Annotated in this window: 17 protein-coding genes; 13 read left to right on the top strand and 4 right to left on the bottom strand. The window is 50.3% G+C overall.

Annotation, left to right across the window (positions count from 1 at the left end):
* Positions 1-124: 124 nt before the first annotated feature.
* A complete protein-coding gene (rsgA, locus tag KW844_RS15100; RefSeq protein ID WP_218377623.1) occupies positions 125-1,192 on the bottom strand; it encodes a ribosome small subunit-dependent GTPase A in 1,068 nt (355 codons plus the stop codon).
* 343 nt (positions 1,193-1,535) lie between these two features.
* Here rsgA and KW844_RS15105 point away from each other — a divergent pair, with 343 nt between their 5' ends.
* The gene (locus KW844_RS15105) at positions 1,536-2,687 is read left to right on the top strand and encodes an aldose epimerase family protein (RefSeq protein WP_218377624.1); all 1,152 of its coding nucleotides are present in this window, start codon (positions 1,536-1,538) and stop codon (positions 2,685-2,687) included.
* 185 nt (positions 2,688-2,872) lie between these two features.
* On the opposite strand, the gene KW844_RS15110 is transcribed toward KW844_RS15105, so the two are convergent.
* On the bottom strand, positions 2,873-3,493 hold the full coding sequence (locus tag KW844_RS15110; RefSeq protein ID WP_218377625.1) for a DUF4159 domain-containing protein: 621 nt from the start codon (positions 3,491-3,493) through the stop codon (positions 2,873-2,875).
* A gap of 160 nt (positions 3,494-3,653) precedes the next feature.
* Here KW844_RS15110 and KW844_RS15115 point away from each other — a divergent pair, with 160 nt between their 5' ends.
* From KW844_RS15115 to KW844_RS15155, 9 genes are all read left to right on the top strand, one after another.
* Entirely contained in the window at positions 3,654-4,655 is a 1,002-nt protein-coding gene (locus KW844_RS15115) for a MoxR family ATPase (RefSeq protein ID WP_218377626.1), read from the top strand.
* Positions 4,656-4,659: 4 nt separating this feature from the next.
* The gene (locus KW844_RS15120) at positions 4,660-5,547 is read left to right on the top strand and encodes a DUF58 domain-containing protein (protein WP_218377627.1); all 888 of its coding nucleotides are present in this window, start codon (positions 4,660-4,662) and stop codon (positions 5,545-5,547) included.
* A 2-nt stretch (positions 5,548-5,549) separates the two neighbouring features.
* Positions 5,550-6,881, top strand: coding sequence for a BatA domain-containing protein (locus KW844_RS15125; RefSeq protein ID WP_218377628.1), 1,332 nt, complete (start codon positions 5,550-5,552; stop codon positions 6,879-6,881).
* Complete coding sequence (locus tag KW844_RS15130; RefSeq protein WP_218377629.1) at positions 6,862-8,946, top strand: hypothetical protein; 2,085 nt, start codon at positions 6,862-6,864, stop codon at positions 8,944-8,946. Before KW844_RS15125 ends, KW844_RS15130 begins: the two co-directional genes overlap by 20 nt.
* Complete coding sequence (locus KW844_RS15135) at positions 8,943-10,307, top strand: hypothetical protein (RefSeq protein ID WP_218377630.1); 1,365 nt, start codon at positions 8,943-8,945, stop codon at positions 10,305-10,307. Before KW844_RS15130 ends, KW844_RS15135 begins: the two co-directional genes overlap by 4 nt.
* A 163-nt stretch (positions 10,308-10,470) precedes the next feature.
* Positions 10,471-12,105: a TldD/PmbA family protein gene (locus KW844_RS15140; protein WP_218377631.1), complete on the top strand. Its 1,635-nt coding sequence runs from the start codon at positions 10,471-10,473 to the stop codon at positions 12,103-12,105.
* 9 nt (positions 12,106-12,114) lie between these two features.
* Positions 12,115-13,449 (top strand): TldD/PmbA family protein, encoded by a 1,335-nt coding sequence (locus tag KW844_RS15145; RefSeq protein ID WP_218377632.1) that lies wholly within the window; start codon positions 12,115-12,117, stop codon positions 13,447-13,449.
* A gap of 29 nt (positions 13,450-13,478) precedes the next feature.
* Positions 13,479-15,113, top strand: a complete 1,635-nt coding sequence (locus KW844_RS15150) for a TldD/PmbA family protein (RefSeq protein ID WP_218377633.1) — start codon at positions 13,479-13,481, stop codon at positions 15,111-15,113.
* A gap of 2 nt (positions 15,114-15,115) precedes the next feature.
* Positions 15,116-16,453, top strand: a complete 1,338-nt coding sequence (locus tag KW844_RS15155) for a TldD/PmbA family protein (RefSeq protein ID WP_218377634.1) — start codon at positions 15,116-15,118, stop codon at positions 16,451-16,453.
* A gap of 62 nt (positions 16,454-16,515) precedes the next feature.
* Here the strand turns inward: KW844_RS15155 and KW844_RS15160 are convergent, their stop codons facing one another.
* Positions 16,516-16,935, bottom strand: a complete 420-nt coding sequence (locus KW844_RS15160) for a hypothetical protein (RefSeq protein ID WP_255578468.1) — start codon at positions 16,933-16,935, stop codon at positions 16,516-16,518.
* A gap of 91 nt (positions 16,936-17,026) precedes the next feature.
* Here KW844_RS15160 and KW844_RS15165 point away from each other — a divergent pair, with 91 nt between their 5' ends.
* Both KW844_RS15165 and KW844_RS15170 read left to right on the top strand, forming a co-directional pair.
* Complete coding sequence (locus KW844_RS15165) at positions 17,027-17,857, top strand: alpha/beta hydrolase (RefSeq protein ID WP_218377635.1); 831 nt, start codon at positions 17,027-17,029, stop codon at positions 17,855-17,857.
* 158 nt (positions 17,858-18,015) lie between these two features.
* Positions 18,016-19,440: an MFS transporter gene (locus tag KW844_RS15170; RefSeq protein ID WP_218377636.1), complete on the top strand. Its 1,425-nt coding sequence runs from the start codon at positions 18,016-18,018 to the stop codon at positions 19,438-19,440.
* Between the two features lie 41 nt (positions 19,441-19,481).
* On the opposite strand, the gene KW844_RS15175 is transcribed toward KW844_RS15170, so the two are convergent.
* The gene (locus KW844_RS15175) at positions 19,482-20,198 is read right to left on the bottom strand and encodes a 3-ketoacyl-ACP reductase (protein WP_218377637.1); all 717 of its coding nucleotides are present in this window, start codon (positions 20,196-20,198) and stop codon (positions 19,482-19,484) included.
* Between the two features lie 81 nt (positions 20,199-20,279).
* On the opposite strand from KW844_RS15175, the gene KW844_RS15180 reads away from it, so the two are divergent.
* Positions 20,280-21,149 carry an aldose 1-epimerase family protein gene (locus KW844_RS15180; protein ID WP_218377638.1) on the top strand — a complete coding sequence of 290 codons (870 nt, stop codon included), beginning with the start codon at positions 20,280-20,282 and terminating at the stop codon, positions 21,147-21,149.
* The last annotated feature ends 74 nt before the right edge of the window (positions 21,150-21,223 follow it).

Consider the following 21,223-nt stretch of genomic DNA (forward strand, 5'->3'; position numbering starts at 1 on the left):
CAACTTTTTCCAATATTACCTTAATAAATCAAACTAAAAATACTACTGCACCTGCTTCACTTGCTGCATAACAATTGCTTAACAAAAAGGCGGTATCAAAAGTGATGATACCGCCTCGTTGTCCTTAATGTTTGGATATTTTTTTCGCTTCCTCTACAATCTTCGTAAAGGATCTTTCCCATTTCTTTTTTTCATGTTTAGAAGCTGTATAATGCCAGGCTTCACGGCGTAGTTTCAGGTAGCTCTCATAAACTTTTTGGTCTAAGGCGCCTTCCTGCACTGCTGCGATCACCGCGCATCCGGCCTCATTGATATGCTGACAGTCGCGGAAGCGGCAGGCATCCGCATAATCGGAAATTTCCAGTGCCTGTTCAAGCGCGTCGGGATTGTCCAGTACCAGACCAAACTCCCTGACACCAGGTGTGTCGATCAGCACGCCTGCACCATCCATCAGTACCATTTCCCGGCGGGTGGAAGTATGCCGGCCCTTTCCGGTGGACTCACTGATATGTGAGGTGAGTAACGACTGCTCACCACACAGCGCATTTACCAGTGAACTTTTTCCTACCCCGGACGAGCCTACGAATACCACCGTTTCACCAGTCGAAATGCTTTCCTTTAATGCAAGGATAGTTTCCGGCTGATGCGTACTGGTAAAAAATACCGGCATCTGGTTGCTCAGGTGTTGAATCGCGGCGAGGACCTGCTGCTTGTCGAACGGCAGATCGGCCTTGTTGAGCACCAGCACCGGCTGGATATTTTCTTCCAGTATCTGCACCATAAAGCGTTCCGCCCTGCGAACGTTGAAGTTATCGTCCAGCCCCTGTACAATAAAGGCCTTGTCCACATAAGCAGCGATGGCTTGTTTATCCGCTACCGTACCACTTTTGCGGCGGTACAGCGTTCGCTCCCGCGGCAGCATGTCCAGGATGATGCCTTTATGCTCGTCAAATGGCTGGAATGTTACCCAGTCGCCCGTACAAGGCAGTTCAGACGCTGATTTCCCATAGAGCATGTTTCCCGTAAGTTCACATTGAAACAGCCCGTCTTCTGCAATTACCTCGTAGCAGGTCCGGTGTACCACCGTTACCCGGCCATGTAGCATGGCGTGATAGGCAGATGTTTGTTTTAATTCATGTAAGGTGTTATTCCATCCGTAAATAGAAATATTGATATTGTGTTCGTTAGACATTTCTTCATGTATAGGCATACGAATGCATGTAGCATGGTACGCAGGTTAAAATTGTAAATACACAGTAACTAATCCCGGGAGGAGTGATCCGGGAATAACGAAGTAACAATCTGATTCAGCACAACAGATTGTTTACAACACAATATCCGATATGGAAGAAGTAGTAAACATAAAGTGCAAAGATACATAAAAATCGGCAACGGGAGCGCATCTGCAACCGGACACACCCATTATTGCATAACAAGTGTTTAACAAACGGAGCAGGATAGTACAGTTTGCATTTCAAAGTTTAATCACGATATTTAGAAATTGTTATTCTTACACTTAATAACCAGAATACGTTATGGAACTGACTTACAAACCCTTATGTACTCTTTTTATGGCAGGCAGCCTGTTCGCCGCCTGTAACAACAATACAACCGGCAGCAAGGAAGAAAAAGCTAAACAAGATACTATGGTGTTAACACAACAGGCGCGCCCATTCGGAACATCCGACGGACAGGAGGTATTGGAGTATACCCTCCGCAATGCCAATGGAATGGAAGTGAAAATTCTGAACTACGGTGGTACCGTCACCGATATCATCACCCCGGATAAACAAGGTGTGTCCGGTAACGTGGTGTTGTCGTACGACTCCCTGGCAGGCTACCAGCAAAAAGGCCAGCCGTACTTCGGTGCATTGATTGGCCGCTATGCCAACCGCATCGCCAATGCTAAATTTACCCTGGATGGTAAAGAATATACCCTCGCCGCTAACGATCACGGCAACACGCTGCATGGTGGTTTGAAAGGCTTTGATAAAGTGGTATGGACCGGCAGCCAGCAGGGCGACACCGCACTGCAGCTGACCTACAGCAGTAAAGACGGAGAAGAAGGCTACCCGGGCAACCTCACCGCTACCGTGGTGTATACCCTCACGCCTGACAACGCCCTGCGCATCGACTATAAGGCTACTACCGATAAAGCAACACCGGTAAACCTGACCAACCACGCGTACTTTAACCTCTCCGCCGGTAAAGACAGCACCATCCTCAACCATGAGCTGTCAATCAAAGCAGCTAAATACACCCCTGTGAATGATAAACTCATTCCTACCGGTAAACTGACAGAGGTAAAAGGCACGCCAATGGATTTCACCACACCTAAAAAAGTAGGACAGGATATCGCCGCCGTTAAAGGAGGCTTCGATCATAACTGGGTGCTTGATAAGAACGCCGGTCAGCTCGAAACGATCGCTACCCTCTACGATCCCGCTTCCGGCAGATACATGGAAGTAGCCACCACCGAGCCTGGTATTCAGTTCTATTCCGGTAACTTCCTGGATGGTACCTTACAGTATACTGCACAAGGCAGAAAATATCCGCAGCATGCGGCACTGTGCCTGGAAGCACAGCATTTCCCAAATTCGCCGAATGAGGCTTCATTCCCGAATGTGATCCTGAAACCAGGGGAGACTTATACGCAAACGACTATTTATAAATTTGGTGTAAAATAATCTTCTGATTAAAAAGGGCCTGCGGCCCTTTTTAATCAGAATGGGTGTTTGTCCAGGCCTGAGGCCTGGACAAACACCCATTAAATAAACAAAACAAAAATCCTTTGCTGCTTACCTGCTTATGCTGCTTTGCGAGCAAAAAAGGCAAAACATAATCCTTACGCCCATTTGAGTGCAAAGCTTCCTCACTGCATCGCATACACGATAATATTCACCCCAAACTTCGTATTGTCCTCCGCCAAAAAGCGCTTATTCCTGAAATCATAATCCCACTCGCACCCATAGTCCTTATTGCTGTATAAGAGCCCGATCCTGCCGTTAACGGTGATCGCCTTGAGGTATTCGTGTATCAGGTCATCCCCCCAGCCATTGAGCTCAAAAGAGGTATTGGGAGGGCCGTTTTCAAAAGTGAAGAAACTGCGGTACAGACCGTGGCTATTAGGAATCTTCTGTAAAGCCGACGGTCCGAACAAGCTGGCTATCGTTTTTTCAAACGAACGGGCAAACAGCCCGTCGATATCATGGTTGCAGTCATCCACAAACACAAAGCCGCCGTTTTGCACATACTGCTTAAAATTGGCCGCCTCCTGCTTGTCGAACTGCACCAGCTTATGCCCGCTGAGGTAACAAAAAGGGTATTGAAACAATTCCGGACTGCTGAGGTCTATCACTTTTTCCTGCATAGCCACGGGAATAGTCGTGTATTCAATCAGTGAATTCAGGATGTTGGATGGCATGCGCTGATCCGTATCCCAATCGCCCGATTTATACCGTAGCCTTACAAATGTGAATGTATTTCCCTTCATGAATGCCGTTTGCGTAATAATACAAAATGCATTTTTTGTGGGAGAAAAAAATTATTCTTACAGGATAACGGCTCATTTTCTTGATGACCGGTTATTAATTTAAGGTGATTGTTATTACATTAGTGCCTATACACAACCATTTTCTTCGCTAAACGATGGTATGATGCTTAATGAGAATATGTTGCAACAACTGCTGCAAAAGCTTCCTGTGCTCCGCCAGGAAATAAAAAAGGTAATAGTTGGACAGGAAACAGTGCTCGACGAAGTACTGGTGGCCATGCTCGCCGGTGGACACTGCCTGCTCGAAGGAGTACCCGGACTAGCAAAAACACTGCTGGTGCGCACCCTGGCGCAAGCGCTGGACCTGCCTTTCCGCCGTATTCAATTTACGCCGGACCTCATGCCCACCGATATCATCGGCACCGAAGTGCTGGAGGAAGATCATGCTACCGGCAAACGCTTCTTTAAATTCAATAAAGGCCCGCTTTTCGCCAATATTATCCTGGCAGATGAGATCAACCGTACACCTCCCAAAACACAATCCGCCCTGCTGGAAGCCATGCAGGAATTTGAAGTCACCTATGCAGGGCAAACCTATCCATTGGACAGGCCCTTCTTTATATTAGCCACCCAGAACCCGATCGAACAATCAGGTACCTATCCGCTGCCGGAAGCACAGCTGGACCGCTTCCTGTTGTATATCCGCATCGGATACCCCGGTGAGCAGGAAGAAACGGCCATCCTCGCTGGAACCACCGGTACCGGCAAGGCCAATATACAGCCCGTCCTCAATGCCACCGAAATCATTCAGCTACAACAACTCGTAAGAGAAGTGGCCATCGATCCGGAACTGATCGGGTATGTGAGTCGCCTCGTACGCGCCACCCGCCCGCTCACCACCACCGTCGACGCCGTAAAGGAACTGGTACGCTGGGGCGCCGGACCACGGGCCGGGCAGGCCCTGATCCTCACTGCCAAAGCCTATGCGCTGCTCCATGGCCGCTTCGCCGTAAACATGGAAGATATACGCACCATGGCCTTCCCAGTACTGCGCCACCGCGTGCTCATGAGCTTTAAAGCCGAAGCCGAAGGGGTACAGCCAGACGATGTCACTAGCATCTTACTGAAAAATATTACCAGAACCGCCACCAGCATAGCCTGATAACATGAGTAAACTGCTTTCACCCGCTACCATCCTCGCCATCAGGGATATTCAACTGGCTGCCAGAACAGTGGTAGACGGTTTCCTGACCGGCATGCATGCCAGCAGGATGAAGGGAGTGGGCCTGGAGTTCAGCCAGTACCGCAGCTATCAGCCTAGTGACGATCTGCGCTGGCTCGACTGGAAAATGTACGCACGGTCCGACAGATATTATGTGCGGCAATCGGAAATCGAAACCAGTATCGACATCCAGGTAGTGATAGACGCCAGCAACTCCATGCAGCACACAGAAGGGGGTATTTCAAAAATTGATTATGCCCGCTACCTGGCTGCCTCACTCGGCTATTTATCACACCTGCAGGGCGATGCTACCGGCCTTGCCGCCATCAGCAACGGTGATATCACCACGCTGGCCGCCCGCCGTGAAGCCAGTCACATGGCCCGGTTCTATTACCAGCTGGAACAACTCCAGGCCGGTGGCCGCCTGCCAGAACAGGCCAGTAGCACCAGCTTTACTACGGGGCCGCATAAACGAAGACTGATTGTGTTCATCACTGATTTCTACGAGCACAACGCTGAAATAATGCGACTCCTCGATGCCTTCGCCGCCATGGGCCATGAAGTCATCGCTTTTCACCTGGCAGGAGAACAGGAGCAAGCCGCACAGTTCAATGGCTTCCAGGCCGTGGAAGACCTGGAAACAGGAGAGGTGCTGCAGCTGGACGGTAGCGTGGATGCCACCCGCTTCGCACAAGCCTGGCAAGCGTTTACGAACAATGTCCGTCGCCACCTCCTGGAAAAAAATATTCATTACAGGATGTTGAGTCTGCAGTCGCCTATGGATATGGCGCTGCGCGATTTCCTCCTCCACTACAGTAAAATACGACGATAGCTTTGCTGCAACTGCTTCAACCCATATGGTTATTTTTAAGTGCCGCCATCATTGCGCCGGTGTTGATACACCTATGGAACCGCAAGCCGGGAAAAATTCTGAAAATAGGCAGTATTCAGCTGCTGAAAACAGCTACGGTAAGGCATGCACGAAGTGTGCGCATTTCCGACTGGTTGCTGTTGCTGCTTCGCTGCCTGCTGATAGGGCTGCTGGCTGTATTGTTGTCGCACCCGGTGTGGCAGCGCACGCTCACCCGTGGGCAGCGCGGCTGGATTATCCTGGAAGACGGCGCCTACCCGCATTTCAAATCCGAAATTGATTCCCTGTTGGAATCCGGTTGCCAGCTGCACCGCTTTGATGCCGCCTTTAACCGTATCCATGTCAATCACCTGCCATCAGGTGATACTACCACTTTGGGCTACTGGCAACTGCTAAAAACCCTGGAAGCTCAACTGCCGGCTGGTTTTCCGCTGTATGTTTACAGCGGCAGCCAGCAACGCCGCTTCTATGGCCGGCGCCCGGAGCTGGATCTTCAGGTGCAATGGAAAGTATACGCCGATAATGATACCGTTAATAACTGGAATGCATACACGTACCCGCTTGCGAATGGCGCAGCCATGGCAATTACCGGTCACTCCGGTGCGGCATACACCTATTATACCCGACAACAGGTGCCTGTTGCGAATATGGCCCCGCTAAAGATTTGTGTGTACACCGATCAGTATAAATCCGATGCGGACGCCGTCATATACGCCCTGCAAACTGTTCAGCAGTTTACCGGCATCAACCTCTCCATCACCACCACTAAACCAGCCGGAGAAAACTACGACTGGATTTGCTGGTTATCTGACGCAGCGCTGCCAGCCACCACGAATGGGAAAGTACTGAAATATGCCACCGGTAAGCCGATTAGTACCAATGCTTCCGCCGGCTCAGTGGGAATTTTCAAATATATACCCGCGCAAACCAGCGATAGCGTGGTACTTTATGATACCTACCACCATCCCCTGATTACTTATAACAATAACGCCTACACGCTGTATACGCATGTCAACAGGGAATGGTGCAGCTTGCCCGATAACGGGCAGTTTCCCGAAATACTGCTGCATGCCCTGCTGCCAGTGCCGCCTGCTGCCGGGCACGACCTCCGCGCCGTAGCTGCCGCGCAGTTAACAGGCCCGGCAGCTGTAGCTTCAAATACCAAAATGCCTGTAAACGATACTACCGACCTCCAACAGCTCTGCTGGATACTGATATTCCTTGTATTCGCACTGGAAAGATACCTCGCTCTCAAAACCCCTAAAACAAACGGATATGGTGAAGCGGGGATATAACATATTGAGCGCCTGGCGCAATCGCTGGATTATACTACGTATAGCCGCCATCGTGATACAATCCATGGCCGTAGCCATGACGGGATGCGCCCTCTGGGGCAAGTCCGGCATATTTGCCGGCGTGGCCTACCTGCTCGTTTTCCTGGTTAATTTTCTGCTGCACCTGCCGGATAAAACAGAAATGGCCACCTGGCTCAATCAGCAGTTTCCGGAGCTGGAAGACAGTGCAGGCCTGTTTTTAAAAGATCCTGCACAGCTGAATTTGCTGGAGTCCCTGCAGGTACAAAAAATTTCAGCGCGACTCGCACTGCTAAACCTGCCCCTCTCTTTTTATAAACCTGTATGGAACAGCCTGATCATGTGGCTGATCGCCGGCGGCCTGAGCTACATCGTATATTCCCGCGAAAGCATAGCCCGCCCTGAAAAGGAGGTAATAAAGCAGCCGGTGGAGAAAGTAATACCGGGTGTAAAAAGTATATCCATCACCGTTATACCTCCATCTTATACGGGTAAGGCTATACGAAAACAAAGTACGTTTAATCTTTTGGTAGAAGACAGCGCAGCTGTTTCCTGGGAGCTACATACCAAAACACGGATTAACCAGGTGCACCTGTTGTTCAGTGACAGTACCGTGCTATCCCTGAAACCCTCTGCCGACGGTACTTCGTGGACCGGAGAGCGGCGTATCCACCATCCGGGATTTTACCAGGTACAACTGGATACCCTACTTTCCGGTTATTACCAGTTGCAAATGATCCCCGACCATCCTCCGCTGGTAAAAGTAAACAGTCCGCAGCCCAATACCACCATTGATTTGGGTCGCCCTCCTGTAGTGCGCATTGATGCACGGCTAACAGACGACTATGCCATCAAAAGTGCACACATATCCGCCACCATTGCCAGTGGGAGTGGGGAAGGGGTGAAATTCCGGGAACAGGACTTCCATTTCGACCAGTCCTTTAATTCCCGTCCTCCCTCAGCTGCCGCTACTAAAACACTGCTTCTGAACACCCTGGGCATGAAGCCAGGGGATGAATTGTATTTTCATATAGCCGTTACCGATAGTAGGGATCAACAAACATTGTCGGATGTATTCATCGTCACGCTGCCGGATACCGCAGCGCTGTTTAGCATGGACGGAATGGTGACGGCCCTCAACATCAAGCCGGAATATTTCCGCAGCCAGCGCCAGATCATCATTGAAACGGAAGCGCTGATCAGGGATAAGGACAGTCTGGGCACCGCTAAGTTTAACAGTCGCAGCAACGAACTGGGCACCGATCAGAAGCTGCTGCGCCTGCGCTACGGCAAGTTTCTGGGGGAGGAATCCGAAACCAATATCGGTGTAGGAGCGCATGACCATGATGATCACGATGAGCACGATCATGGCAAAGAGCCCGCATTCGGCGATGCCGAAGGCCTCATGGACGCCTTTGCCCATAAGCACGACAACGCGGAAGATGCTACCTTTTTTGATCCGGAAATTAAAAAGCAGCTGAAAGCTACCCTAACAGAAATGTGGAAGGCAGAACTGCAGTTGCGCTTATATAGGCCGCAGGAGGCCTTGCCGTTTGAGTATAAGGCCCTGCGCCTGCTCAAGGACTTGCAGCAGAAATCGCGTGCCTTTGTGGCCAAAACAGGGACTAAAACCACGCCGCTGAAGCCGGAGAAACGCCTCAGTGGTGAACAGGATAAGATCAGCCCGGCCATCATGAAGCAGGCCTTCGACTATAATGATCCTGACGCCGTGTTGCGGGCAGCCCTTTCCATATTGGATAACCAGGTTTTTTTGCCTTCGGCAGATGCCAGCGCAGCGGAGGTAATACGGCAATCGCTTGGCAGACTGACCACGGCAGCCGCTCGGGAGCCCGGTAAATACCTGGGCGCCATGGAGGCCTTGCGCAAGATACAGGAAGGAAAAGCCGCCACGGCAGATTATACCACTGCACGCCAGGGCATGTACCACCTGTTGCAGCCCCGCACCTTGCCACAGCCGGGTGTGCGGCCGCAGAGCAAGCTGGAAGAAAGCTATTTTAAAAATCTTAAAAAAACCGGTAGTCAATGATGCAGCAATGGACATACGGCTATATCGGCGCCGGCGTACTGCTGCTGGCCGTGTTGCTGTGGCAGGAATATAAGCGTGCCAGCAAACGATTGCTGGTAGCGCGACTCCTGGCAACCACCCTGGCGGTCGTGAGCCTGGTAAAGCTAGGTGTTCATCATCAAACAGCAGCACCGGCATCTCCCCAAAATAAAAAAGATACCCTGCTTACCCCTGCTAAACCGGTGTTTGCCAGTGGGTATTGGGAGAAGACATTGCCGTACCTGGCGCCGCTGCGTTTCCAGGGAAAGTATCATAATACCACGGGTACGAATACACGATTATACCTGGGATATGCCGGTATAACCCTCGACAGCACCACGGTGGCCGCCGGCCATGATACCACCGTCAGCTTACAAACAGTACCACCGTTTTTAGGAACAGGAGTGCTGCAGGTGTTCGCCGTCAATAACAGGGATACTATCGTATATCCGTTGCCGGTAGAAGTGCTGTCGGAAAAACGTATAGCCGTACTATTTATATCCGGCAGCCCTGCCTTTGAAAACCGCTTCCTGGCGGACTGGCTGGCCACACAGGGTATGCCGGTGGCCATGAGGAGTCGCGTAGCTACCAGCAAGTACGTAACCCGGTTTAATAACATGAACCCCGTGTCCCTGGATGCGATCAATAACAAACTGCTGGAGCAGTTTGATGTGATCATGGCGGAACCCACAGCGCTCACCGCTTCAGAGAAAAATTTATTGCAAGCCGCCATTCGAAGCAGTGATAAGGGCCTGGTGTACCTGGCCGACAGTACGCAGGCCTCCCTTAGCGGTGCCGTGCTGCTGAAAGACAGTACCGGCAAACCTGCCGTGACGATTACCACACAGGGTATGGGCCGGCTGCTGCAACTGGGTAGCAGTAATACCTTTGCCTGGAAGCTGCAGGGCGATACCACCGCCTACGGCCATTATTGGACAACCGTACTGAGCGCAGCAGCCGGAAACACGGGTGCTAAGTCAGCCGTGGAACTACAGCCTTTCTTTGCCACCATCAACGATCAGATTACCATCTCCCTGAAAAATACCGGAAAGCAACCTGACAGCTTTGTACTGGCAAGGCAGGTGCGATTACCGCTTGCACAGGATGCTCTCCAGGACGATCACTTTACCGCCACCTGGTGGCCGGCAGCAAGCGGCTGGCATACCTTACAGTGGGGTACGGAAACTTATCATGGTTATGTGTTTGCACCCACCGACTGGGCTGAATTAAGGGAGGAAAGCCCTGAAATCCGCCAGGAATCAGTGCCGGCAAAGATCTGCTGGTACTGGATACTGCCGCTGCTGGCGTCCTGTATTTTTTTGTGGGCAGAAAAGAAATTGTGACCAACGGTTATAAATTACAAGGAAAAAAAATTAGCTTAGGCTTCCGATAATATCAGGATGGTTTTGTAGTTATGAGAAAACAGCACACGGGTGTGCCGTGTGTGCTTATGTACAAGCCTGTCGACCAACGAATCTAAATCTAACCAAATCAACAGAACTGCTCTTGAAACGTAAAGACTTTATCCAGCTCTCTGCCATGGGACTGGGCGCCCTCGTTCTGCCGAACTTTGCATTCGGTAATCCTGTTGATCCATCACGGTTTCTGAATGATGGTATCGACGTGAAAATCAAGAAAGACCTGGCAGATGTGGCCCTTAACGCCGCCAAAGCCAAAGGAGCCACTTACGCGGACGTCCGCATTGGCCGCTATCTCAACCAGATAGTGATGACACGCGAAACACGTGTCCAGAATATCGCCAATACAGAATCGTTTGGGGTAGGCATCCGCGTTATTGCCAACGGTTGCTGGGGCTTTGCCGCTACCAACAACGTTACACGCGAAGAAGTAGCCAAAGCTGCCGAACGCGCCGTAGCCGTAGCTAAAGCTAACAGCCGCGTAAAAGCAGAACCGGTAAGGCTCGCACCACAGAAAGGTTATGGCGAGGTGAACTGGAAAACGCCCATCGAAATCAACACCTTTACCGTGCCGGTAAAAGATAAGGTAGACCTGCTCCTGTCCGTAAACGATGCAGCCCTCAAAGGTGGTGCTAACTTCGTGAACTCCGCCATCATGGCCATCAACGAACAGAAGTACTTCGCCTCCACCGATGGATCCTACATTGACCAGGACATCCACCGCCTGTTCCCCACCTTCACGGTAACAAAAATCGACCGGGCCAGCGGCAAATTTGAAACACGTAAATCACTCAGCTCTCCGGTAGGTATGGGGTACGAATACCTCAAAGCCCGCCCGGAAGATAAGGTAGGCGGCATCGTTACACGCTACCGTGGCCGCTATGATATGCTGGAAGATGTGCAAAACGCCACCCGCGATGTAGAACAGAAGCTGAAAGCGACCTCCGTACAACCAGGTAAGTACGACCTGATACTGGACCCTTCCCACCTCTGGCTCACCATCCACGAATCCGTAGCTCACCCCACAGAGCTGGATCGCGTGTTGGGCTATGAAGCCAACTACGCCGGCACCAGCTTCCTCACCCTCGATAAATGGAAATCCGGCAACTTCAATTTCGGCAGCAAAATCGTAAACGTGGTGGCAGATAAACTGCAACCCGGCTCCCTCGGCGCCGTAGGCTATGATGATGAAGGAGTGAAATGCGGACAATGGGATCTCATCAAAGACGGTATACTGGTCAACTACCAGGCCATCCGCGATCAGGCACATATCATCGGCCTCGATCACTCGCAAGGCTGCTGCTATGCCCAAAGCTGGGCAGACGTGCAGTTCCAGCGTATGCCCAACGTATCCTTACAGCCCGGCAAAACACCGCTGAGCGTAAACGATATGATCAAAAATGTAGAGAAAGGCATCTACATCATCGGCGATGGCTCCTTTAGTATTGATCAGCAACGCTACAACTTCCAGTTTGGTGGACAAACCTTCTACGAGGTGAAAAACGGTCAGATCACCGGTATGCTCAAAGATGTAGCCTACCAGGCCAACACCCGCGAGTTCTGGAACAGCTGCACCGCTATCGCAGATAAGAGCGACTACCGCCTCGGCGGCGCCTTTAATGATGGTAAAGGTCAGCCCGGCCAGTCCAATGCCGTATCGCACGGTAGTTCCACTACCCGCTTCAACGGTGTAAACGTGATTAATACTGCTCGCAAAATCTAAACGACAACAATGGCAATTTTAAATAAAGAAGCAACCAAAGCCCTCCTGCAGAAAGTACTTTCTTTCTCTAAGGCCGATGAATGTGAGGTGAGCTTGCGCGGCACCGAAGGCGGTAACATCCGCTATGCCCGCAACGCCATCAGCACCGCCGGCGATATCAGTACCCTCACCCTCAGCGTTACCTCCAGTTTTGGTAAACGCTCCGGCACCGCCAATATCAACGAATTTACCGATGACGCCCTCAAACGCGTGGTAGCACGCGCCGAAGAGCTGGCGAAGCTGGCGCCGGAAAATCCGGAATACATGCCGCTGCGCGGCCCTGCTGAGTTTAAAGACTCTCCCGGTTACGTCGATGCTACCGCCAACATGACACCGGACGACCGCGCCGATGCCGTGGCTAAAAGCATCAACGTAGCAAAAGATGCCAACCTGGAAGCAGCCGGCTTTATCGAAAATACGACGGGCTTCAACGCCATTATGAACTCCAAAGGCCTGTTTGCCTACGATACCGATACCAACGTGGTGTTTACCATCACCACGCGCAACAGCGCCGGTACCGGTTCAGGCTTTGCCGGCAGGGGATTCAACGATTTCCGTAAACTGGATACCCACGAGGCTACCCGTATTGCAGCCATGAAAGCCAACAGCAGCGCGGAAGCCAAAGCCATTGAGCCAGGAAAATATACCGTTATCCTGGAGCCGATCGCGGCTACGTATATGCTGGAAAATATGTTCCGTGGCCTGGATGCGCGTAATGCCGATGAAGGCCGCAGCTTCATGAGCAGGCCCGGTGGTGGTAACCGCATCGGCGAACAGCTTATGGACGAAAAAGTAACCATCTATTCCGATCCGTTCTACCCTGATCTGCCAGGGCCTACCTGGAACAGGGATGGCTTGCCATTGGAAAAAACGACCTGGATCGATAAGGGCGTGGTGAAGAACCTGGCCTACTCCCCGTTCTGGGCACAGAAAAAAGGCGTACAGCCGGTACCGATGCCGTCCAACATCATCATGGAAGGCGGCGATGCCTCGCTGGAAGAGCTGATAAAATCCACAGAAAAAGGTATCCTCATTTCACGCCTCTGGTATATCCGTATGGTAGATGCCCAAACACTGCTGCTGACCGGCCTTACCCGCGACGGAACTTTCTATATCGAAAATGGTGAAATCAAATACCCGGTGAAAAATCTTCGTTTTAATGAGAGTCCGGTGATTATGTTGAATAACGTGGAAGCACTTGGTAAAACACAGCGTAGCGTGAGTATCGAATCCTACAGGAGTTTTATGATCCCACCCATCAAGGTGCGTGACTTTACCTTCACTTCTTTGTCGGATGCAGTTTAATAATTCGTCATTCACATAAAATGTAACCCATGAAAAGAAGAGATTTTCTACATCTCACCGGCATGGGGATCGGAGCGGGGATCTTAGCACAGATCCCCGTTCTTGGTAAAGCGATCCCCCTTGAAACGCCGTGGCATACAGTAGACGTGGCCAAAAAGAAAGTACTGGCCGATATCGCACTGGATGCCGCCCGTAGTAAAGGCGCCACCTATACGGATGTACGCATCGGTCGTTACCTCAATCAGTTTGTTATCACCCGGGAAGACAAAGTACAGAACGTTGTCAACACAGAATCTTTCGGTATTGGCATCCGCGTGCTGGCCAACGGCTGCTGGGGCTTCGCCAGTACAGATGACCTGAGTCCCGACAACATCGCCCGCACCGCCGCACTGGCCGTTGCTATCGCTAAAGAAAACTCCCGGCTGATCACCACTCCGGTAGAACTGGCCCCACAGAAAGGAGTAGGGGAGGTAAGCTGGAAAGCACCTATCCAACGCAATGCCTTCGACGTACCGATCAAAGAAAAAGCTGACCTCCTGTTGTCTGTCAACGATGCCGCGCTGAAAGGCGGCGCCAACTACATCGGCTCCTACCTCTTCCTGGTAAATGAGCAGAAGTATTTCGCCAGCTCCGATGGCTCCTATATCGACCAGGACGTACACCGCATCTGGCCTACCTTCGATATCACCAAAATCGACAGCGCCACCGGCAAGTTCGAAAGACGCGGTGCCCTCAGCGCCCCACGTGGTATGGGCTATGAATACCTCATGCCCAACGACGCAGAAAAAATTCATGGCGTAACTACGTTGTACCGTAACCGTTACGATATGCTCGAGGATGCCCGCCAGGGCGCCGCTCAGCTCGGACAGAAAATGAAAGCCAAGTCTGTAGAGCCGGGCAAATACGACCTGGTGCTGGACCCGTCACACCTCTGGCTCACCATCCACGAATCCGTAGGGCATCCTACCGAACTGGACAGGGTACTGGGCTACGAAGCTAACTTCGCAGGTACCAGCTTCCTCACGCTGGATAAATGGGAGTCGAAGAATTTTAATTTCGGCAGCCCTATTGTCAACATCAAAGCAGATAAGAAACAACCCGGTTCCCTCGGCGCCGTAGGCTACGACGACGAAGGCGTGCCTACACAGGAGTGGGACCTCATTAAAGAAGGCAAGCTGGTCAACTACCAGGCTATCCGCGATCAGGCGCATGTGATCGGCCTCGATCACTCACAGGGCTGCTGCTACTCCCAGAGCTGGAGCGATGTGCAGTTCCAGCGTATGCCTAACGTGAGCCTGCAGCCAGGTAAGCAACGGTTATCGCCACAGGATATCATTAAAAATGTAGAACGTGGCATCTTCATCGTAGGAGATGGTTCCTTCTCCATTGATCAGCAACGATACAACTTCCAGTTTGGAGGTCAGTTATTTTACGAAATTAAAAATGGTGAGATCGTAGGTATGCTCAAGGATGTAGCCTACCAGAGCAATACACAGGAGTTCTGGAATTCCTGCAAAGCCATTGCCGATGAAAGAGATTACCGCCTCGGTGGCTCCTTCTTCGACGGCAAAGGCCAGCCGGAGCAGGTGAGCGCCGTGAGTCACGGCTCCGCCACCACCCGTTTTAATGGAGTAAACGTTATTAACACAGCAAGAAAAATTTAACTATGCCTATCCTTACAAAAGAAGATGCGCAACAGTTACTGAAAAAAGTACTTGCTTTTTCAAAAGCTGATCAATGCGAAGTAAATATATTCGGCAGCAATAGCGGCAACGTACGCTACGCCCGCAATGCCGTATCTACCAGCGGCGGGAATAGTCTGAGCCAGCTGGTCGTATCTTCCGCCTTTGGTAAACGCCTGGGCGTAGCCACCATCAATGAGTTCGACGATGCCTCCCTGGAAAAGGTAGTAAGGCGCTCCGAGGAGCTGGCAAGGCTGGCCCCGGAAAACCCCGAATTCATGCCTTTTTTGGAGCCGCAGCAGTATGGCCCTGAAACACCTTCCTTTGTGGAAGAAACGGCCGCTGTAGACCCTAAAAAGCGTGCTGACATGGTAGCCGCCTCACTGGACGTTGCCCGCAAAAACGGACTGGTAGCAGCAGGGTTCCTGGAAAATACCGCGGCCTATAGCGCCATGATGAACTCCAAAGGCCTGTTTGCCTATCATACCAGCACCAACGTGCGCTTTACAGCCACGCTGCGCAGTGAAGACGGTACAGGCTCCGGCTATATTTCCAAAGGGGTGAATGATGTCCGCAAGCTCGATACCGGCGCCGGCACCACCATCGCCGCCAAAAAAGCCCTCGGCTCCAAAAATGCCAAAGCCCTGGAACCCGGTAAATATACCGTGATCCTGGAACCTGCTGCCGGCATAGTGCTGCTGGAAAACATGTTCTTCAACATGGACGCTCGCAGCGCCGACGAAGGCCGCAGCTTTCTCAGCAAGCCGGGAGGTAAAACCAAAGTAGGGGAAAAACTGGTAGACGACAGGGTGACGATTTACTCGGACCCCTGGCATCCGGAACTGCCTACATCTCCCTATAGTAATGATGGCAGACCCATGGAAAAAACTACCTGGATAGAAAATGGCGTCATGAAAAATGTGTTTTATTCCAGGTATTGGGCCGAAAAACAGAAAACTAAAGCAGTGCCTGGCCCCGATGGAGCCATCATGGTGGGAGGTACCAAAACGCTCGATCAGCTGATCAAAGAAACAGAGAAAGGCATCCTGGTGACCCGCCTCTGGTACATCCGCGAAGTAGATCCGCAAACGATCCTGCTGACCGGCCTTACCCGCGACGGAACTTTCTACATCGAAAACGGTGAAATCAAATACCCTGTGAAAAATTTCAGATTCAATGAAAGTCCGGTCATCATGCTCAATAACCTCGAAGAACTTGGCATCAGTGAACGTACGATCAGCGGCGAAAGTAACCAGGAAGCAATGATTCCACCCATGAAAATACGCGACTTTACTTTTACCTCCTTATCGGATGCCGTGTAATCCGACCACAAAAAAGGACGCCGTGTGGCGTCCTTTTTATTTTTTTCAGGGAGATGTAAATGCTAACCTTCTACAATCTCCTCGTCCTCCTCTTTATGGGTAGGCTGATAATACAGGTAATAAAATGCCAGCACCAGCACGCCCAGTGTAAATGGTACCATGGCCAGGTGCTTAAACGTTACCGCCCCGAAAACAATCTTTTCATCGAAATGCAGAAACTCGCTGATCATCCAGTAGGAGTTGGCGCTGATCCACAGCGTGATGGCCAGGTTGTGCGTCAGCTCTGCCATATATTGTCGGGTGCGCCAGGCAATGATGATGGAAATAATCAGCGTAGGAAAAATCATGGCTATCCCCAGCGGCTTCCATACCATGCACCAGCCGATATCTTTCAATAGCCAGAAAACTATGTGCAGGTTCTCCATTTTCCGGAAGCGCAACGGAATACTATACACCGGTGAGCCCGTATTCTCTTTACTCATGTTTGGTTGTATTGCAGATTTTGGGCTTAAAGATATTGTTTATCTTCGTTTTACGCCATAACTGTTATCTCTCAAAAGAAAATTCATTTGCATGACAGGCAACGAATTCTACTGGACAGCCCGCAATACCCGCTTTCACGGATTACAATGGATACCCGAACAGTACAGCCATGTGATGATTATTATACATGGTATCGGGGAGCATATAGGTCGCTACGACGCCGTGGCTACCTATTTTGCCGATAAAGGCTATGCCGTCACGGGGATTGACCATTACGGGCACGGTGGCAGCGATGGCGCCCGGGGGGCTACAAGGGGCCTGAATTTCACCATGGACTATCTCTATGATTTCCTATGGCATGTGCAGGACCTGTATGATAAACCGGTAGTCATGTACGGCCATAGTATGGGAGGGGGCATGCTCACCGGATTCCTGCTGCGCAAGCAACCTAATATTGAAGCCGCCGTTATTTCAGCGCCGGCATTGATAGTGGCCAGGCGCCCCGGCCCGCTGCTAAGGGCGTTCCTGCGCATAGCCGCCACAATAATGCCCAACCTGCGCATCAGCCAGGGACTGGATATCACTAAAATTTCCCATGATACTGCACAGGTGGAAAAGTTCAGGGCTGATCCGCAGCGGCACGACAGGATGAGCCTCCGCCTGGCAAACGATATGATCGTAAACGGCCTTTGGTGCCTGCACCATGCCAAAGACCTGAAGGTACCTTCGCTGCTCATTCACGGTAGCGCCGATGAACTCACGGCCGTGGAAGGTTCCCGCCTCTTCGCGGAAAGAGCCCCGCAAAGTCTGATTACCTATAAGGAATGGCCGGGGGATTACCATGAACTGCACAATGAAGTGAATAGTAAAGATGTACTGTTTTTTATCAATAAATGGTTGACGCACCACCTGGAATTATAACAGGAACGAATGATCGGGTTACCCCTTGTTTGATATCTCCCAAAAGAAAAAACAAAGGATTATCCACCAGGGGAGGCTGAAAAAATACTTGTTCAGTTTTCGGTTGCCGACGGCATTACGCCTGGCTACTTTTGCTCCATAACTAAAGAAATGGAACTATGGAGCAAATGAATAATAAGTGGCTGGCGCTTGTGGTGATACTTACCGCACCCCTGTTGTATGTCATTGATATCTTTATCATCAATATAGCCATACCAACCATAAAAACCAATCTACACGCCACTGACGGAGAAATACAGCTGGTGATAGCAGCCTATTTGCTGGGCAGTGCCTGCTTCCTTATGATAGGAGGACGGGCGGGTGATTTCCTCGGTAAAAAGAAGGTTTTCTTTTGGGGGATGTTGGCGTTCACAATCACCTCCTGCAGCTGTGGTTTAAGTCAAAATGCCACACAATTAAATATAGCCCGGTTTTTTCAGGGGGTAAGCTCCGCATTTATGGTAACGCAATCTATTTCACTCATTCAGCTTTTATTCACTGATAGTAAAGAAAGAGCGGTTGCTATTGGCTGGTACGGCATTACATTAAGTATTGCAGCAATTATCGGACAGGTGTTGGGTGGATATCTGGCAGCGATCCATTTCGTGATAGCTGGCTGGCGACTGATATTTTTTATTAATCTTCCTGTTGGGATTTTATCGCTGTTGGCAATCCATTTTTATTTGGCTGAAACACCAACACTACAACGGATAAAGTTTGATTATAAGGGCGGTTTCGTGTTAACGATTGGTTTAGCATGCCTGATATACGCACTGACGGAAGGCCGGGAAAGTGGTTTTCCTGCATGGTTTTATTTGCTATTGCTTTCATCCGTATTGCTGCTAATATATTTTGTTGCCATTCAAAAAAGAAAATTAGCAAACCGGCAAAATCCCCTCATCGATGTGTTACTTTTTAAAGTAATGGATTTCAGGGTTGGGTTATTGGCTGTATTATTCCATTTTATGTTTCATACAGCGTACTTACTAATGATGGCAGTTTACCTGCAAAGTGGTTTGGGAGTGGATGCTGTCACCTGCGGTATGTATTTCGTGCCTCACGCTATCATGTTCATGATATCATCCATGATTGCCGGTAAACTGCTGCCAAGGTATGGCAAACGTGTTTTACAGCTTGGCCTGGGTATTATATTACTTTCATTTCTTTTGCAGATTTTCTTTTTCAGGGACTACGACATGCCGTTTATATCTATGCTGTTTTTGTCGTTGTATGGCCTGGGCAATGGCTTGGTTTTACCCTTTTTACTAAACGTGGTATTAAACAATATTAATGAAAAAGATGCCGGCGCAGCCTCGGGAATATTTTCAACATTTCAGCAAACGGCATCGGCATTAGGCATTAGCGTTATTGGTGGTATCTTTTATGCGGTGCTGGAAACTCATACAAACACTAATAACTATCTGCCTGCATTACAAACAGGTTTGGTAGCAGGCATTGTTTGCATAGTAATTGTCTGGAGAATGCTGTCCATACTACCCAATGCAGTTAACGCTAAACAGGAGGCTGCGCACGGGATTGATTAATCTTTGTTTTTTACTTTTGTGGTGCCGGCAACGGCGGCCTGTTACGGGTTGGTAGAAAACAGTGTAGCTGATTTCAATAGTACTCTTCTGTTCAGTTTCAGCTGCGCCACTACCATCTCTGCAAGGTCCTCCGGCTGCATTACCTTTTCCGGATTGCCATCCGTCAGTTTCAGCTCTTTTGCCATATCAGTAGCAATGGTGCTTGGTGTTAAAGCACTCACGCGGATATTATGCTTGCGCACTTCCAGCATCAATGATTCCGTCATGCCCAGCAGTCCAAATTTGGAGGCACTGTATGCGCTGGTGGCAGGAGCGCCTTTCTGTCCTGCAGTAGAAGAAATATTAATGATATCGCCGGTTTTCCTGTCGATCATAGAAGGCAGCACCGCACGGGTTACGTAGTACGCCCCAAGGAGGTTCACCTGGATGATTTCTTCCCACCTTTCAGGCGTGAGGTCCATAAAGCCGCCGAATGTAGAAATGCCGGCATTGTTCACAAGGATATCGATTTCGCCCAGCTCAGCAGTAAGACTGGCCACTGCTGCATTCACTTCCGCAATTTTTGCAACATCGCCGGTGGCAACCGCTGCTTTTACGCCATGCTGGCGTACTTCCGCGGCTACTTCTTCCAGCGGACCTGCAGAACGGCCCATCAGGGCAATATCCACGCCTTCCGCCGCCAGTGCTACCGCAATAGCACGGCCAATACCTTTACCTGCACCGGTGATGAGGGCTTTCTTACCTTTTAATGATTCCATATTAACTATTTTATTTTTTGCACTTGTTTCGGTTTGCAATTTACAGATTATCTTCGTTGCTCAGCATTAAATAACTGTGTCATGATTCGGCTTTCCAATGAAAAATTAACGGTAAGTATCGCAGAAAAAGGAGCAGAAATTCAAAGCATCCTCCGCAATGATACCAACCTGGAATATATGTGGAGTGGTAATCCCGACTTCTGGGGAAAGAAAAGCCCTGTGCTGTTTCCCATCGTAGGCGGACTCCTGGGGAATAAATATACGTATAACGGAAATGAATACACGCTAGGCAGGCACGGGTTCGCGAGAGACATGAACTTTGTTGTCACCGAACAAGGACCCGATAGCGTACTCTTCTCTCTGATAGACAATGAAGACACCCTAAAGGTTTACCCTTTTCATTTTATTTTCAGCATCCGCTATGTGCTGGAAGAAAATACCCTCTCCGTTACCTATCACGTAAAAAATACCGGGGATGATAGTATGTATTTCTCCGTAGGCGCCCACCCGGCGTTCCGCGTGCCCCTGGCAGAGGGTTCATCTTTTACCGATTACTACCTGGAATTTAACCAGCCGGAAAACGCCGGTAAATGGCCACTCTCCGCAGGGGGCCAGATAGAAACCACACCAGTACCGTTTTTGCAAAACACCAATAAGCTGCCACTCCATAAACCGCTGTTTTATGAAGATGCACTGGTGTTTAAAAACCTGGCCTCCAATAAAATCTCCATCAAAAGCGACCTGACGATATATGGCCTCACCGTGCAATTCGACGGGTTCCCCTACATGGGTATCTGGTCAGCCAAAGATGCCGACTTTGTTTGTATAGAGCCATGGTGCGGGATTGCAGATGCTGTAAATGCCAACGGACAGCTGTCGGATAAAGAAGGGATGAATGCATTGCATCCGGGGCAGTTGTTTGACAGGACCTGGTCAGTAACGGTATATTAGCAGGACAGCTTACAGGTGGCGTCTCTTCTGAAATTAGCGCTTGTACTGGTAAATACCACCTGGCGCACTTATAT

Source organism: Chitinophaga sp. sic0106, from assembly GCF_019219075.1.
GTDB lineage: Bacteria > Bacteroidota > Bacteroidia > Chitinophagales > Chitinophagaceae > Chitinophaga.